Genomic DNA, 15,585 nt, shown 5'->3' on the forward strand with positions numbered 1-15,585 from the left:
ATCAAAATGGTTGTTACCCTGATTGCTCCAATCGCCATGGAAGATGGTCTGCGTTTCGCGATTCGCGAAGGCGGCCGCACCGTTGGTGCTGGTGTAGTTGCCAAGATCATCGAGTAATCGGTTGATTTGTCACTCTTAGGCCGACATAATGGTCGGCCTAATTTTGTTCTAGGTCAGTAGCTCAATTGGCAGAGCGACGGTCTCCAAAACCGTAGGTTGGGGGTTCGATTCCCTCCTGACCTGCCATTTTCTCATGAATTTGGCGCGTCTTTTAACAGGATCCTCGTAAATGAATGCAAAGGCTGAAGCCAAAGAAACTCGCTTTGACCTGCTCAAGTGGCTGGTTGTTGCTGCTCTTGTAGTAGTTGGCGTGGTTGGTAATCAGTACTTCGCAGCTGAGCCGATTCTGTATCGTGTACTGGCTCTGCTGGTTGTTGCTGTGGTTGCTGGTGTTGTTGCGTTGCAAACCTCAAAGGGCCAGGCCTTTTTTGTTTTGCTGAAAGAAGCTCGCGTCGAAATTCGTAAAGTTGTTTGGCCGACGCGTCAGGAAACCACGCAGACCACATTGATTGTTGTGGCTGTTGTTTTGGTAATGGCTCTGTTGTTGTGGGGATTAGATTCTCTGCTCGGCTGGACTATTTCGTTGATTGTCGGCTAAGGGTGTCCCGTGGCTAAGCGTTGGTACGTCGTGCATGCTTACTCGGGTTACGAGAAGCATGTTATGCGCTCGTTGATCGAGCGTATAAAACTCGCTGGTATGGAAGATGGCTTTGGTGAAATTCTCGTGCCTACTGAAGAAGTGGTCGAGATGCGCAATGGTCAGAAGCGTAAAAGCGAGCGCAAGTTCTTTCCGGGTTATGTTCTGGTTCAAATGGACATGAGCGAAGGTACTTGGCACTTGGTTAAAGATACGCCACGTGTCATGGGCTTTATTGGTGGTACGGCTGACAAGCCGGCCCCGATCACTGACAAAGAAGCGGAAGCGATTTTGCGTCGCGTCGCTGATAGTGGTGATAAGCCTAAGCCGAAGACTCTGTTTGAGCCAGGTGAAATGATCCGGGTTATCGATGGGCCATTTGCTGATTTCAGCGGTGTCGTCGAAGAAGTTAACTACGAAAAGAGCCGTGTCCAAGTGGCAGTTACCATCTTTGGCCGCTCTACGCCGGTAGAACTGGAGTTCAGTCAGGTCGAAAAGGCATAGTTGACATAAGCATCCCTTACCCCGCAGTTATTGACTGCGGGGTTTTGTCGTCACTGGGATAAACGCGTAAGTAACTGGGGAGCCGTCAAGGCGTTTGAACCCAATATTGGAGTAGCTCATGGCTAAGAAGATTTCAGCTTATATCAAGCTGCAGGTAAAGGCAGGTCAGGCTAACCCTTCGCCACCGGTAGGTCCGGCGCTGGGTCAGCACGGTGTGAACATCATGGAATTCTGCAAGGCGTTCAACGCCAAGACTCAAGGCCAAGAGCCAGGTCTGCCGACTCCAGTGATCATCACTGTATATAGCGACCGTAGCTTCACCTTTGAAACCAAAAGCACCCCGGCTTCGGTTCTATTGAAGAAAGCAGCTGGCTTGACCAGCGGTTCTGCTCGTCCGAACACCGTTAAAGTTGGCACCGTGACTCGTGCTCAGCTGGAAGAGATCGTTAAAGCTAAACAAGCTGATCTGACTGCCGCTGACTTGGATGCAGGCGTACGTACTATCGCCGGCTCCGCACGTAGCATGGGCCTCAACGTGGAGGGTGTGTAAATGGCTAAGCTGACTAAGCGTCAAAAGGCAATTGCTGAGAAAGTTGAAGCTGGCAAAGCTTACAACTTCAACGAAGCTGCCGCTCTGCTGGCCGAGATTTCGGCTGTCAAGTTCTCCGAGTCTGTAGACATCGCTGTGAACTTGGGCGTTGATCCGCGTAAATCTGACCAAGTTGTTCGTGGCGCTACTGTGCTGCCAAACGGCTCGGGCAAATCTGTTCGCGTGGCAGTGTTCACTCAGGGTCCAGCTGCTGAAGCTGCTCTGGCTGCCGGCGCTGATCGCGTTGGTATGGACGATCTGGCTGCTGAAATGAAAGGCGGCGACCTGAACTATGACGTCGTTATTGCATCACCTGATGCAATGCGTGTTGTGGGTCAGTTGGGTCAAGTTCTCGGTCCTCGTGGCCTGATGCCTAACCCGAAGGTCGGCACTGTTACTCCTGACGTAGCAACTGCTGTGAAGAATGCTAAAGCTGGTCAAGTACGTTTCCGTACTGACAAGAACGGCATCATCCACGGTTCCGTCGGTAAAGTTGGTTTTGAAGCCGAGAAGTTGAAGCAGAACGTTGAGGCTCTGATTGCAGACCTTAAGCGTTTGAAGCCATCAACTTCTAAAGGTATCTACGTTAAGCGTGTGACCCTGAGCACTACCATGGGTCCTGGTTTGATCATTGATCAGGCTTCGCTCGACGCATAAGGAATAGAGCGGGCGTGAGTTATGCGCCCGTTTGCAAAAATTGGGGTCCCTGCCTGGCGGGGGCTATCCAAGACCGTAGGTGGCGCAAGCCTTAAACAGGAAAACCTACGCAGATGGTGCTCCCGGTTCTTTACCGAATCAGACACCAAAACGACATCCGGCCTCGGCCAGATGAAACGGTAACAAGCAGGAGTTTTACCCGTGGCAATTAAACTCGAAGACAAGAAGGCCATCGTCGCTGAAGTCAACGAGGCTGCCCAAGCTGCCCTGTCCGCTGTCGTGGCTGATGCCCGTGGCGTGACCGTAGCTGCAATGACCGGACTCCGTAAAGAAGCTCGTGAATCAGGTGTTTACGTTAAAGTTGTACGTAACACTCTGCTCAAGCGTGCAGTTGAAGGCACTTCGTATGATGTGCTGAACGACGTCTTTACTGGCCCAACCCTGATTGCGTTTTCTAATGAACATCCGGGCGCTGCTGCTCGTATCTTCAAGGAATTCGCCAAGGGTCAGGATAAGTTCGAGATCAAGGCCGCCGCGTTTGAAGGAAAGCTGATTGCAGCCAACCAGATCGACGTACTGGCAAGCTTGCCGACCTACGACGAAGCGATTTCTCAGCTGATGAGCGTGATTCAAGGCGCTACCAGCAAGTTCGTTCGTACTTTGGCAGCTGTTCGTGACCAGAAAGAATCCGCTGCTGCCTAAGGCATTCAGCACTCTTTCGATCATATTTGTTTATTTGATAGCCGCGAAGGCTGTCCCCCAATACAGGAAATTAGAGTCATGGCTCTGACTAACGAAGACATCATCAACGCCGTATCCGAAATGTCCGTGATGCAGGTTGTAGAACTGATCACCGCTATGGAAGAAAAGTTCGGCGTTAGCGCTGCTGCAGCTGTTGCTGCTGGCCCAGCTGCTGGCGGCGCTGCTGCTGCTGAAGAACAGACCGAATTCAACATCGTTCTGCTTGAAGCTGGCGAGAAGAAAGTAAACGTAATTAAAGCAGTTCGCGAACTGACTGGTCTGGGCTTGAAAGAAGCCAAGGCAGTAGTTGACGGCGCTCCTGGCGTTGTTAAAGAAGGCGCTTCGAAAGAAGAAGCCGAAGCTGCTAAGAAAGTTCTGGAAGAAGCAGGCGCCAAAGTCGAGCTTAAGTAAGCACGACCTTGCGTCTACAGCCCGAGCGACTCGCTTAAGGCTGATGGCTGGTGGCTTTGCCACCGGCCTTTTTCCGTTCTAGGTTGGCTCTCGTACAGCTGATCTAGGGCTGGAAAACCCCACCCGAAGTGGTGGCGCAAACCAAAGGGGTTTGCAAGAGTTTCTGGCTGCTCCCGTCGGAGAGGCCAAATAAGCAGGTGACCAAGCTGGGGAACGCTGATGGCTTACTCATATACTGAGAAAAAACGTATCCGCAAGGACTTTAGCAAGTTGCCGGATGTCATGGATGTGCCTTATCTCCTGGCCATCCAGCTGGATTCGTACCGCGAATTCCTGCAGGCGGGAGCGACCAAGGATAAGTTTCGCGATATCGGCCTCCATGCCGCCTTTAAGTCCGTTTTCCCGATTATCAGCTATTCCGGCAATGCTGCCTTGGAATATGTCGGTTATCGCCTGGGCGAACCGGCTTTTGACGTCAAAGAGTGCGTCCTTCGCGGCGTGACTTATGCCGTGCCGCTGCGGGTAAAAGTTCGTTTGATCATTTTCGACAAAGAATCGTCGAACAAAGCGATCAAGGACATTAAAGAGCAAGAAGTTTACATGGGGGAAATCCCCCTGATGACTGAGAACGGTACCTTTGTTATCAACGGTACCGAACGAGTCATCGTTTCCCAGTTGCACCGTTCGCCAGGCGTGTTCTTTGATCACGACCGCGGCAAGACGCACAGCTCTGGCAAGTTGCTCTATTCCGCTCGTGTAATTCCTTACCGTGGCTCTTGGCTCGATTTTGAATTCGACCCGAAAGACGCTGTATTCGTACGTATCGACCGCCGTCGTAAGCTGCCGGCCTCGGTACTGCTGCGCGCGCTGGGTTACAGCACTGAAGAGATGCTTGACGCTTTCTATGTCACCAACGTATTCCACGTTAAGGGCGAGTCCCTGAGTCTGGAACTGGTGCCTCATCGTCTGCGTGGTGAAATTGCTGTTCTCGATATCAAAGACGAGAAGGGCAAGGTCATTGTTGAGCAAGGCCGCCGTATTACTGCGCGCCACATCAACCAGCTGGACAAAGCCGGCATCAAGGAACTTGAAGTTCCTATCGATTACCTGATTGGCCGTACAAGCGCCAAGGCAATCGTGCATCCGGCAACTGGCGAAATTATCGCTGAGTGCAACACCGAGCTAAACGTTGAAATCCTCGCCAAAGTTGTTAAGGCGCAGGTTGTACGCATCGAAACCTTGTATACCAACGACATCGATTGCGGTCCGTTCATCTCTGACACTTTGAAGATTGATTCGACTACCAATCAATTGGAAGCTTTGGTCGAAATCTATCGCATGATGCGTCCAGGCGAGCCGCCAACCAAGGATGCTGCCGAGACCTTGTTCAACAACTTGTTCTTCAGCCCAGAGCGTTATGATCTGTCGGCTGTAGGCCGCATGAAGTTCAACCGTCGTATCGGTCGCACCGAGATCGAAGGTTCGGGCGTGTTGAGCAAAGAAGATATCGTCGAAGTCCTCAAGACTTTGGTTGATATCCGTAACGGTAAAGGCATCGTCGATGACATCGACCACCTCGGTAACCGTCGCGTTCGTTGCGTCGGCGAAATGGCCGAGAACCAGTTCCGTGTAGGTCTGGTACGTGTTGAGCGTGCGGTTAAAGAACGTCTGTCGATGGCTGAAAGCGAAGGCTTGATGCCGCAAGACCTGATCAACGCCAAGCCAGTGGCTGCCGCGGTCAAAGAGTTCTTTGGTTCCAGCCAGCTTTCACAGTTCATGGACCAGAACAACCCGCTGTCCGAGATCACGCACAAGCGTCGTGTCTCTGCATTGGGCCCTGGTGGTTTGACTCGTGAGCGTGCAGGCTTCGAAGTTCGTGACGTACACCCGACTCACTACGGCCGTGTTTGCCCGATTGAGACGCCGGAAGGTCCGAACATTGGTCTGATCAACTCCCTGGCTGCCTATGCGCGCACCAACCAGTACGGCTTCCTTGAAAGCCCGTACCGTGTGGTTAAGGACACGCTGGTAACCGACGAAATCGTCTTCCTGTCAGCAATCGAAGAGGCCGATCACGTGATCGCCCAGGCTTCGGCTCTGATGAACGACAAAGGTCAACTGGTTGATGAGTTGGTGGCTGTACGTCACCTCAACGAATTCACCGTTAAAGCACCTGAAGACGTAACCCTGATGGACGTCTCGCCGAAGCAGGTAGTTTCGGTGGCCGCCTCGTTGATTCCGTTCCTCGAGCACGACGACGCCAACCGTGCGTTGATGGGTTCGAACATGCAGCGTCAGGCTGTTCCGACCCTGCGTTCGGACAAGCCGCTGGTGGGTACTGGTATGGAGCGCAACGTAGCGCGCGATTCCGGTGTCTGCGTAGTTGCACGTCGTGGCGGTGTGATCGACTCGGTTGATGCGAGCCGTATCGTTGTTCGTGTGAACGACGACGAAGTTGAAACTGGCGAAGCCGGTGTTGATATCTACAACTTGACCAAATACACCCGTTCTAACCAGAACACTTGCATCAACCAGCGTCCGCTGGTGAGCAAGGGTGACAAGGTCAAGCGTAGCGACATCATGGCTGACGGCCCGTCGACCGACATGGGTGAACTGGCTCTTGGCCAGAACATGCGCGTCGCGTTCATGCCGTGGAACGGTTACAACTTCGAAGACTCCATCCTCCTGTCGGAGCGTGTGGTTCAAGAAGATCGTTTCACCACGATCCATATTCAGGAACTGACCTGTGTGGCGCGTGACACCAAGCTTGGGCCTGAGGAAATCTCCTCGGACATCCCGAACGTTGGTGAAGCAGCTCTGAACAAGCTGGACGAAGCAGGCATCGTGTATGTCGGCGCTGAAGTAGGCCCAGGCGACATTCTGGTTGGTAAAGTGACGCCGAAAGGCGAAACCCAGCTGACTCCAGAAGAGAAGCTGTTGCGCGCTATCTTCGGTGAAAAAGCGTCTGACGTTAAAGACACTTCCCTGCGCGTGCCAACTGGTACCAAAGGTACGGTCATTGACGTACAGGTCTTCACCCGTGACGGCGTTGAGCGCGATGCGCGTGCACTGTCGATCGAGAAGACTCAGCTCGACGAGATCCGTAAGGACCTCAACGAAGAGTTCCGCATTGTTGAAGGTGCAACCTTTGAGCGTCTGCGTTCAGCTCTGGTTGGCAAGGTAGTTGAAGGCGGCGCTGGCCTGAAGAAGGGCGCAGAGCTGACCGACGAATTCCTTGACGGTCTTGAGCGTGGCCAGTGGTTCAAGCTGCGTATGGCTGACGATGCACTGAATGAGCAGTTGGAAAAGGCTCAAGCCTACATCTCCGATCGCCGTCAGTTGCTCGACGACAAGTTCGAAGACAAGAAGCGCAAGCTGCAGCAAGGCGATGACCTGGCTCCAGGCGTGCTGAAAATCGTTAAGGTTTACCTGGCAATCCGTCGCCGCATCCAGCCGGGTGACAAGATGGCTGGTCGTCACGGTAACAAAGGTGTGGTTTCGGTCATCATGCCAGTTGAAGACATGCCGCACGACGTACACGGTACACCGGTCGACATCGTACTCAACCCGCTGGGCGTACCATCGCGTATGAACGTAGGTCAGATTCTCGAAACTCACCTGGGCCTCGCGGCTAAAGGTTTGGGCGAGAAGATCAACCGCATGCTCGAAGAGCAGCGCAAGATCGCTGAACTGCGTAAGTTCTTGCAGCAGATCTATAACGAGATCGGTGGCCGTCAGGAAAGCCTTGACGAGTTCAGTGATCAGGAAATTACCGATCTGGCCAAGAATCTGCGTGGCGGTGTGCCAATGGCCACTCCAGTATTCGACGGTGCCAAAGAGAGCGAAATCAAGGCCATGCTGAAACTGGCAGACTTGCCAGAAAGCGGCCAGATGCGCTTGATCGACGGTCGTACGGGTAACCAGTTCGAGCGTGAGACCACTGTCGGCTACATGTACATGTTGAAACTGAACCACCTGGTGGACGACAAGATGCACGCGCGTTCCACTGGTTCCTACAGCCTGGTTACTCAGCAGCCGCTGGGTGGTAAGGCGCAGTTCGGTGGTCAGCGCTTCGGTGAGATGGAGGTCTGGGCGTTGGAAGCCTACGGCGCCGCTTACACATTGCAAGAAATGCTGACCGTGAAGTCGGACGACGTGAACGGCCGTACCAAGATGTACAAAAACATCGTTGACGGCGATCACCGTATGGAGCCAGGCATGCCTGAGTCCTTCAACGTTCTGATCAAAGAGATCCGTTCACTCGGTATCGACATCGATCTGGAAACCGAATAACACGTGACGCGAATCGGCGGTGGAGCACTTTGCTCCATCGCCAGCTCCGCCAGGAGGAAAGGCCTTGAAAGACCTACTGAATTTGCTGAAAAACCAGGGTCAAGTCGAAGAGTTCGACGCCATCCGTATTGGATTGGCATCGCCTGAGATGATCCGTTCGTGGTCGTTCGGTGAAGTTAAAAAGCCGGAAACCATCAACTACCGTACGTTCAAGCCTGAGCGTGACGGCCTGTTCTGCGCCAAGATCTTTGGCCCGGTAAAAGATTACGAGTGCCTGTGCGGTAAGTACAAGCGCCTCAAGCACCGTGGTGTGATCTGTGAGAAGTGCGGCGTTGAAGTTGCACTGGCGAAAGTTCGTCGTGAGCGTATGGCCCACATCGAGCTGGCTTCCCCGGTTGCTCACATCTGGTTCTTGAAGTCCCTGCCGAGCCGTATCGGTTTGCTGATGGACATGACCCTGCGTGATATCGAGCGCGTTCTCTACTTCGAGAGCTATGTCGTTATCGATCCAGGCATGACCACCCTTGAAAAAGGTCAGCTGCTGAACGATGAGCAGTATTTCGAAGCACTGGAAGAGTTCGGTGACGACTTCGACGCACGTATGGGCGCCGAGGCTGTTCGCGAGCTGTTGCACGCTATCGACCTGGAGCACGAGATTGGCCGTCTGCGTGAAGAAATTCCGCAAACGAACTCGGAAACCAAAATCAAGAAGCTGTCCAAGCGTCTGAAGTTGATGGAAGCCTTCCTGGGTTCCGGCAACTTGCCAGAGTGGATGGTCTTGACCGTTCTGCCGGTTCTGCCGCCAGATCTGCGTCCGTTGGTACCGCTGGACGGTGGTCGTTTCGCGACTTCTGACCTGAACGATCTGTATCGTCGCGTTATCAACCGTAACAACCGCTTGAAGCGTCTGCTTGATCTGTCTGCGCCGGATATCATCGTGCGCAACGAAAAGCGCATGCTCCAGGAAGCTGTTGACGCATTGCTTGACAACGGTCGTCGTGGTCGCGCCATCACTGGCTCGAACAAGCGTCCGCTGAAATCCTTGGCTGACATGATCAAGGGTAAGCAAGGTCGTTTCCGTCAGAACTTGCTCGGTAAGCGCGTTGACTACTCCGGTCGTTCGGTAATTACCGTAGGCCCAACGCTGCGTCTGCATCAGTGCGGTCTGCCGAAGAAGATGGCTCTCGAGCTGTTCAAGCCGTTCATTTTCGGCAAGCTGGAAATGCGTGGTCTCGCGACTACCATCAAGGCTGCCAAGAAGATGGTCGAGCGTGAGTTGCCAGAGGTTTGGGACGTTCTCGCTGAAGTAATTCGCGAACACCCAGTGCTTCTCAACCGTGCACCGACCCTTCACCGTCTGGGTATCCAGGCGTTTGAGCCGGTTCTGATTGAAGGTAAGGCGATCCAGCTGCACCCGTTGGTTTGTGCGGCCTACAACGCCGACTTCGACGGTGACCAGATGGCTGTTCACGTACCGCTGACGCTGGAAGCCCAGCTCGAAGCGCGTGCGCTGATGATGTCGACCAACAACATTCTGTCGCCAGCTAACGGTGAGCCAATCATCGTTCCTTCGCAGGACGTTGTATTGGGTCTGTACTACATGACCCGTGAAGCTACCAACGCCAAAGGCGAAGGTCGCGTATTCGCTGACCTGCAAGAAGTTGACCGCGTATTCCGTGGTGGTCAAGCGTCTCTGCATGCCCGCGTTAAGGTGCGTATCAACGAGGTCATTAAAGACCGCGATGGCAGCATCACCAAAAATACTCGTATCGTCGACACTACTGTCGGCCGTGCGCTGCTGTTCCAAATCGTGCCGGACGGCCTGTCGTATGACGTGGTCAACCACTCGATGAAGAAGAAGGCGATCTCCAAGCTGATCAACCAGTGCTACCGCACTGTTGGCTTGAAAGACACCGTTATCTTCGCTGACCAACTGATGTACACCGGTTTCGCATACTCGACGATCTCGGGCGTTTCCATTGGTGTTAACGACTTCGTTATCCCTGATGAAAAAGTTCGCATCATCGACGCGGCTACCGAAGAAGTTAAAGAGATCGAAAGCCAGTACGCATCGGGCCTGGTAACTCAGGGCGAGAAGTACAACAAGGTGATCGACTTGTGGTCGAAGGCCAACGATGAAGTCTCCAAAGCGATGATGGCTAACCTCTCGAAAGAGAAAGTAGTCGACCGTGACGGCAAGACTGTCGATCAAGAGTCCTTCAACTCGATGTACATGATGGCCGACTCCGGTGCGCGGGGTTCTGCTGCGCAGATCCGTCAGCTCGCCGGTATGCGTGGTCTGATGGCCAAGCCAGACGGCTCGATCATCGAAACGCCGATTACTGCGAACTTCCGTGAAGGTTTGAGCGTACTTCAGTACTTCATCTCGACTCACGGTGCTCGTAAAGGTCTGGCGGATACCGCACTGAAAACAGCTAACTCCGGTTACTTGACGCGTCGTCTGGTTGACGTTGCTCAGGATCTGGTAGTGACTGAGATCGATTGCGGCACTGAGCGCGGTCTATACATGACTCCGCACATTGAAGGCGGCGACGTTGTAGAGCCATTGGGTGAGCGCGTATTGGGTCGGGTAATCGCCAATGACGTATTCAAACCAGGCACCGAAGACGTCATCGTGCCAGCCGGTACCTTGGTTGATGAGCAGTGGGTTGAGTTCATTGAACTGAACAGCATCGACGAAGTAGTCGTGCGTTCGCCAATCACCTGTGAAACCCGTTACGGCATCTGCGCCAAGTGCTACGGTCGCGACCTTGCACGTGGTCACCAGATCAACATCGGTGAAGCTGTCGGCGTAATCGCTGCACAGTCGATCGGTGAGCCGGGTACACAGTTGACCATGCGTACGTTCCACATCGGTGGTGCGGCTAGCCGGACCTCGGCTGCTGACAGCGTTCAGGTTAAGAACGGCGGTACTGTCCGTCTGCATAACTTGAAGCACGTTGAGCGTCTTGACGGCGCACTGGTCGCGGTATCGCGTTCTGGTGAGCTGGCCATGGCTGACGAGTTCGGTCGTGAGCGCGAGCGTTACAAGCTGCCTTACGGTGCTGTGATCTCGGTTAAGGAGGGTGACAAAGTGGAGCCGGGCGCAATCGTCGCCAAGTGGGATCCGCACACTCACCCAATCGTTACCGAGATGAAAGGTACTGTGACCTTCGTTGGTATGGAAGAAGGCATCACGATCAAGCGTCAGACTGACGAATTGACCGGTTTGACCAACATTGAAGTTCTCGATCCGAAAGACCGTCCAGCTGCCGGCAAAGATATTCGCCCTGCAGTTAAGATGGTTGGCGCTGACGGCAAAGACTTGCTGCTGCCAGGTACCGACGTACCGGCTCAGTACTTCTTGCCAGCAAACGCCTTGGTCGGTGTAGCGGATGGTGTGCAAGTGGGCGTGGGTGATGTAATTGCTCGTATCCCGCAAGAAACATCGAAAACCCGTGACATCACCGGTGGTCTGCCACGCGTTGCCGACTTGTTCGAAGCGCGTCGTCCGAAAGAAGCTTCGATTCTGGCGGAGATCAGCGGCACCATCTCCTTCGGTAAAGAAACCAAAGGCAAGCGTCGTCTGGTGATTACACCAACCGACGGTAGCGATCCGTACGAAGAGCTGATTCCGAAGTGGCGTCACCTGAACGTGTTCGAAGGTGAACAAGTTAACAAGGGTGAAGTTATCTCCGACGGCCCAAGCGACCCGCACGACATCCTGCGTTTGTTGGGTGTTAGCGCGTTGGCTAAGTACATCGTTAACGAGATTCAAGACGTTTACCGTCTGCAGGGCGTGAAAATCAACGATAAGCACATCGAGACCATCCTGCGTCAGATGCTGCGTAAAGTTGAAGTGGCTGAATCCGGCGATTCAACCTTCATCAAGGGCGACCAGATGGAGTTGACCGCGGTACTGGGTGAGAACGAGCGTCTGGCAGCAGCCGACAAGTTCATCGCCAAGTACACCCGCGTATTGCTGGGTATCACCAAAGCGTCGTTGTCGACTGAATCGTTCATCTCGGCAGCATCGTTCCAGGAAACCACTCGCGTTCTTACCGAGGCGGCGGTTACTGGTAAGCGCGATTACCTGCGCGGCCTGAAGGAAAACGTTGTTGTGGGTCGTTTGATCCCAGCAGGTACAGGTTTGGCCTATCACAGCGAGCGTAAGCGCAAGCGTGAAATCGACAAGCCAGTACGTGTTAGTGCCAGCGAAGTTGAAGCTGCACTGACCGAAGCGTTGAACTTCAGCGGAAATTAAGAGCGTAATCCCGCCGCATCTGCGGCGGGGTTGCATCTTGACTGGGAGGCTGAGTCTCTTTAGACTCATGCACCCCTAAATTTGGCAGGGCATGTTGCTCTGCCATTTTGCTTTGTTTGAAAAGCAATAGCGTCGAAAGACAACAGTGGAGCTAAAGATGGCAACTATTAACCAGCTGGTACGTCAGCCGCGTAAGCGTATCGTCGAGAAATCCGACGTGCCTGCGCTGCAGAACTGCCCGCAACGTCGTGGCGTATGCACTCGCGTGTATACCACTACGCCGAAAAAACCTAACTCGGCTTTGCGTAAAGTTTGCCGTGTTCGCCTGACCAACGGTTTCGAAGTTTCTTCGTACATCGGCGGTGAAGGTCACAACCTGCAAGAGCACAGCGTTGTTCTGATCCGTGGCGGTCGTGTAAAAGACCTTCCGGGTGTTCGCTACCACACCGTTCGCGGTTCTTTGGATACTTCCGGTGTTAAAGGTCGTAACCAGGGTCGTTCGAAGTACGGTACTAAGCGTCCAAAGTGATTGCGGCCCAGTAATGGGGCGTTTCGCTAAATTGCAGTTATCTATTTATTTGAGTCGATAAGAGTAAGGTCGGGCGCATATGCGGTCCCGAGCTAACCTGAAGACCGTTTGAGGGCTTATCACATGCCAAGACGTCGTGTAGCAGCCAAGCGCGAAGTGCTTGATGATCCAAAATACGGAAGCCAAATTCTGGCCAAGTTCATGAACCACGTAATGGAAAGCGGCAAGAAAGCCGTTGCCGAGCGTATCGTTTATGGCGCGCTGGACAAGGTTAAAGAACGTAAGAACAGCGATCCCCTGGAGATCTTCGAGAAAGCTCTCGACGCCATCGCTCCGCTGGTCGAAGTGAAGTCGCGCCGCGTTGGTGGTGCTACTTACCAGGTTCCTGTTGAAGTACGTCCTTCCCGTCGTAATGCTCTTGCCATGCGCTGGCTGGTAGATTTCGCCCGTAAGCGTGGCGAGAAATCTATGGCTTTGCGTTTGGCTGGTGAGCTGTTGGACGCTGCCGAAGGCAAGGGTGCTGCAGTTAAGAAGCGTGAAGACGTGCACCGTATGGCTGAAGCCAACAAGGCTTTCTCGCACTACCGCTTCTAATTTTCTAGCGCTTCCTAAATTTGCGAGGGCTTTATGGCTCGTACTACACCGATTAACCGCTACCGTAACATTGGTATTGTCGCGCACGTAGACGCCGGCAAAACCACTACGACTGAGCGGGTCCTGTTTTACACAGGCAAAAGTCACAAGATGGGCGAGGTGCATGATGGCGCCGCGACCACGGACTGGATGGTTCAGGAGCAGGAGCGTGGTATTACCATTACTTCTGCTGCTATCACCGCGTTCTGGAAGGGTTCTGTTAAGCAGTACTCGCATGAACACCGTTTCAACGTTATTGATACCCCGGGCCACGTTGACTTCACCATTGAAGTAGAGCGCTCTTTGCGCGTACTCGACGGCGCTGTCGTAGTGTTTTGTGGTACTTCAGGCGTTGAGCCGCAGTCGGAAACCGTATGGCGTCAAGCCAACAAGTACGGCGTTCCGCGTCTTGTTTACGTAAACAAGATGGATCGTGCCGGTGCTAACTTCCTGCGCGTGATCGCTCAGATCAAGCAGCGCTTGGGTCACACTCCGGTGCCTATCCAGCTGGCTATCGGTTCTGAAGACAACTTTCAGGGTCAAATCGACCTGATGACTATGGAAGCTGTTTACTGGAACGAAGCTGACCGTGGCATGGTTCCGCGTCGTGAAGCTATCCCGGAAGATATGCGGGAGTTGGCTGAAGAGTGGCGCAGCAACATGGTTGAGGCTGCTGCTGAAGCCAGTGAAGAGCTGATGAACAAGTACCTCGAAGGTGAAGAGCTCACCAACGACGAAATCAAAGCAGCTCTGCGTCAGCGTACCATCGCTGGTGAAATCGTACTGGCTGTTTGCGGTTCTTCGTTCAAGAACAAGGGCGTGCCTTTGGTTCTCGACGCTGTTATCGACTATCTGCCTGCTCCTAGCGATATTCCTGCCATCAAGGGTACTGACCCGGATGACGAGGAAAAAGAAATGGAGCGTCACGCAGACGACGACGAGCCGTTTTCGGCTCTGGCGTTCAAAATCGCGACTGACCCATTCGTCGGCACCTTGACCTTCGTCCGTGTTTACTCGGGTGTATTGAACTCCGGCGACGGCGTGATTAACTCGGTTAAAGGCAAGAAAGAGCGTGTCGGTCGTATGGTGCAAATGCACGCAAACGCCCGTGAAGAGATCAAAGAAGTGCGCGCTGGCGACATCGCGGCTCTGATCGGCATGAAGGACGTCACCACCGGTGAAACCTTGTGCAACGCTGACAAGCCAATCATCCTGGTTCGTATGGACTTCCCGGAGCCGGTTATTTCGGTTGCCGTTGAGCCTAAGACCAAGGACGATCAGGAAAAAATGGGTATCGCACTGGGCAAGCTAGCTCAGGAAGATCCATCTTTCCGCGTTAAGACTGATGAAGAGACTGGTCAAACGATCATCTCCGGCATGGGCGAGTTGCACCTCGACATCCTCGTAGACCGTATGCGTCGCGAGTTCAACGTTGAGGCCAACATCGGCAAGCCGCAGGTTTCGTACCGTGAGAAGATCACTAAGTCTTGCGAAATCGAAGGCAAGTTCGTACGTCAATCTGGCGGCCGTGGCCAATTCGGTCATTGCTGGGTTCGTTTTGCTCCGGCAGACGAAGGTCAGGAAGGCTTGCAGTTTGTCAACGAGGTAGTGGGTGGTGTTATTCCTAAGGAATACATCCCGGCTATTCAGAAGGGCATTGAAGAGCAGATGAAGAACGGTGTTGTTGCCGGCTATCCGCTCATCGGCCTGAAGGCTACTGTGTTCGATGGTTCTTACCATGACGTCGACTCCAACGAGATGGCGTTTAAGGTAGCTGCCTCCATGGCGACCAAGCAGTTGTCCCAAAAGGGCGGCGCAGTTGTGCTTGAGCCTGTGATGAAAGTGGAAGTAGTAACACCTGAGGACTATATGGGTGACGTGATGGGTGACCTGAATCGTCGTCGTGGTCTGATCCAGGGTATGGAAGATACGGTTTCCGGCAAGGTTATCCGCGCCGAAGTTCCGTTGGGTGAGATGTTCGGTTACGCAACCGACGTTCGCTCCATGTCTCAGGGTCGCGCGAGCTACTCCATGGAATTCTCCAAATACTCCGAGGCTCCGTCGAATATCGTCGAAGCTATCGTTAAAAAACAAGGCTAATCCAGCCCTTTAGGCAAGAGGTTCACTGTCGTGGCTAAAGAAAAGTTTGAACGTAAAAAACCACACGTAAACGTTGGCACAATCGGCCACGTTGACCATGGTAAAACTACTCTGACTGCAGCACTGACTCGCGTTTGTGCTGAAACTTGGGGCGGTGCCGCCCGCGA

Annotated in this window: 12 protein-coding genes, 1 tRNA gene and 1 pseudogene; all 14 read left to right on the plus strand. The window is 53.5% G+C overall.

The window, feature by feature from the left end; genetic code table 11:
- A pseudogene (locus tag ACN0UH_RS19080) lies at nucleotides 1–117 on the plus strand (elongation factor Tu); the annotation flags it as partial.
- Nucleotides 118–170: 53 nt separating this feature from the next.
- A tRNA-Trp gene (locus ACN0UH_RS19085) sits at nucleotides 171–246 on the plus strand.
- A gap of 43 nt (nucleotides 247–289) precedes the next feature.
- On the plus strand, nucleotides 290–658 hold the full coding sequence (gene secE, locus ACN0UH_RS19090; protein ID WP_417663544.1) for a preprotein translocase subunit SecE: 369 nt from the start codon (nucleotides 290–292) through the stop codon (nucleotides 656–658).
- Nucleotides 659–667: 9 nt separating this feature from the next.
- Complete coding sequence (gene nusG / locus ACN0UH_RS19095) at nucleotides 668–1,201, plus strand: transcription termination/antitermination protein NusG (protein ID WP_339491023.1); 534 nt, start codon at nucleotides 668–670, stop codon at nucleotides 1,199–1,201.
- Nucleotides 1,202–1,319: 118 nt separating this feature from the next.
- Nucleotides 1,320–1,751, plus strand: coding sequence for a 50S ribosomal protein L11 (rplK, locus tag ACN0UH_RS19100; RefSeq protein WP_010490901.1), 432 nt, complete (start codon nucleotides 1,320–1,322; stop codon nucleotides 1,749–1,751).
- Nucleotides 1,752–2,447, plus strand: coding sequence for a 50S ribosomal protein L1 (gene rplA, locus ACN0UH_RS19105; protein WP_010490899.1), 696 nt, complete (start codon nucleotides 1,752–1,754; stop codon nucleotides 2,445–2,447).
- A gap of 201 nt (nucleotides 2,448–2,648) precedes the next feature.
- On the plus strand, nucleotides 2,649–3,149 hold the full coding sequence (gene rplJ, locus ACN0UH_RS19110) for a 50S ribosomal protein L10 (protein WP_087515479.1): 501 nt from the start codon (nucleotides 2,649–2,651) through the stop codon (nucleotides 3,147–3,149).
- 78 nt (nucleotides 3,150–3,227) lie between these two features.
- Nucleotides 3,228–3,599: a 50S ribosomal protein L7/L12 gene (gene rplL / locus ACN0UH_RS19115; protein WP_339516972.1), complete on the plus strand. Its 372-nt coding sequence runs from the start codon at nucleotides 3,228–3,230 to the stop codon at nucleotides 3,597–3,599.
- Nucleotides 3,600–3,818: 219 nt separating this feature from the next.
- Nucleotides 3,819–7,892, plus strand: a complete 4,074-nt coding sequence (rpoB, locus tag ACN0UH_RS19120; protein WP_087515481.1) for a DNA-directed RNA polymerase subunit beta — start codon at nucleotides 3,819–3,821, stop codon at nucleotides 7,890–7,892.
- 64 nt (nucleotides 7,893–7,956) lie between these two features.
- On the plus strand, nucleotides 7,957–12,156 hold the full coding sequence (gene rpoC, locus ACN0UH_RS19125; RefSeq protein ID WP_417663545.1) for a DNA-directed RNA polymerase subunit beta': 4,200 nt from the start codon (nucleotides 7,957–7,959) through the stop codon (nucleotides 12,154–12,156).
- Nucleotides 12,157–12,313: 157 nt separating this feature from the next.
- Nucleotides 12,314–12,685: a 30S ribosomal protein S12 gene (gene rpsL / locus ACN0UH_RS19130; RefSeq protein ID WP_003186084.1), complete on the plus strand. Its 372-nt coding sequence runs from the start codon at nucleotides 12,314–12,316 to the stop codon at nucleotides 12,683–12,685.
- Nucleotides 12,686–12,808: 123 nt separating this feature from the next.
- Nucleotides 12,809–13,279 carry a 30S ribosomal protein S7 gene (gene rpsG / locus ACN0UH_RS19135; RefSeq protein ID WP_010490886.1) on the plus strand — a complete coding sequence of 157 codons (471 nt, stop codon included), beginning with the start codon at nucleotides 12,809–12,811 and terminating at the stop codon, nucleotides 13,277–13,279.
- A gap of 33 nt (nucleotides 13,280–13,312) precedes the next feature.
- Nucleotides 13,313–15,418: an elongation factor G gene (gene fusA / locus ACN0UH_RS19140; RefSeq protein ID WP_417663546.1), complete on the plus strand. Its 2,106-nt coding sequence runs from the start codon at nucleotides 13,313–13,315 to the stop codon at nucleotides 15,416–15,418.
- Nucleotides 15,419–15,448: 30 nt separating this feature from the next.
- On the plus strand, nucleotides 15,449–15,585 hold a 137-nt coding region (locus tag ACN0UH_RS19145), incomplete at its 3' end, for a GTP-binding protein (protein ID WP_417663547.1).

Source organism: Pseudomonas sp. (genome assembly GCF_048265905.1).
GTDB lineage: Bacteria > Pseudomonadota > Gammaproteobacteria > Pseudomonadales > Pseudomonadaceae > Aquipseudomonas.

Bases quoted from the DNA above. Each gene is read 5' to 3' on its own strand.
- secE (WP_417663544.1), top strand. From the start codon at position 290: ATGAATGCAAAGGCTGAAGCCAAAGAAACTCGCTTTGACCTGCTCAAG.
- rpsG (WP_010490886.1), top strand. From the start codon at position 12,809: ATGCCAAGACGTCGTGTAGCAGCCAAGCGCGAAGTGCTTGATGATCCA.
- fusA (WP_417663546.1), top strand. From the start codon at position 13,313: ATGGCTCGTACTACACCGATTAACCGCTACCGTAACATTGGTATTGTC.
- rplL (WP_339516972.1), top strand. From the start codon at position 3,228: ATGGCTCTGACTAACGAAGACATCATCAACGCCGTATCCGAAATGTCC.
- rpsL (WP_003186084.1), top strand. From the start codon at position 12,314: ATGGCAACTATTAACCAGCTGGTACGTCAGCCGCGTAAGCGTATCGTC.
- rpoB (WP_087515481.1), top strand. From the start codon at position 3,819: ATGGCTTACTCATATACTGAGAAAAAACGTATCCGCAAGGACTTTAGC.
- rplA (WP_010490899.1), top strand. From the start codon at position 1,752: ATGGCTAAGCTGACTAAGCGTCAAAAGGCAATTGCTGAGAAAGTTGAA.
- rplK (WP_010490901.1), top strand. From the start codon at position 1,320: ATGGCTAAGAAGATTTCAGCTTATATCAAGCTGCAGGTAAAGGCAGGT.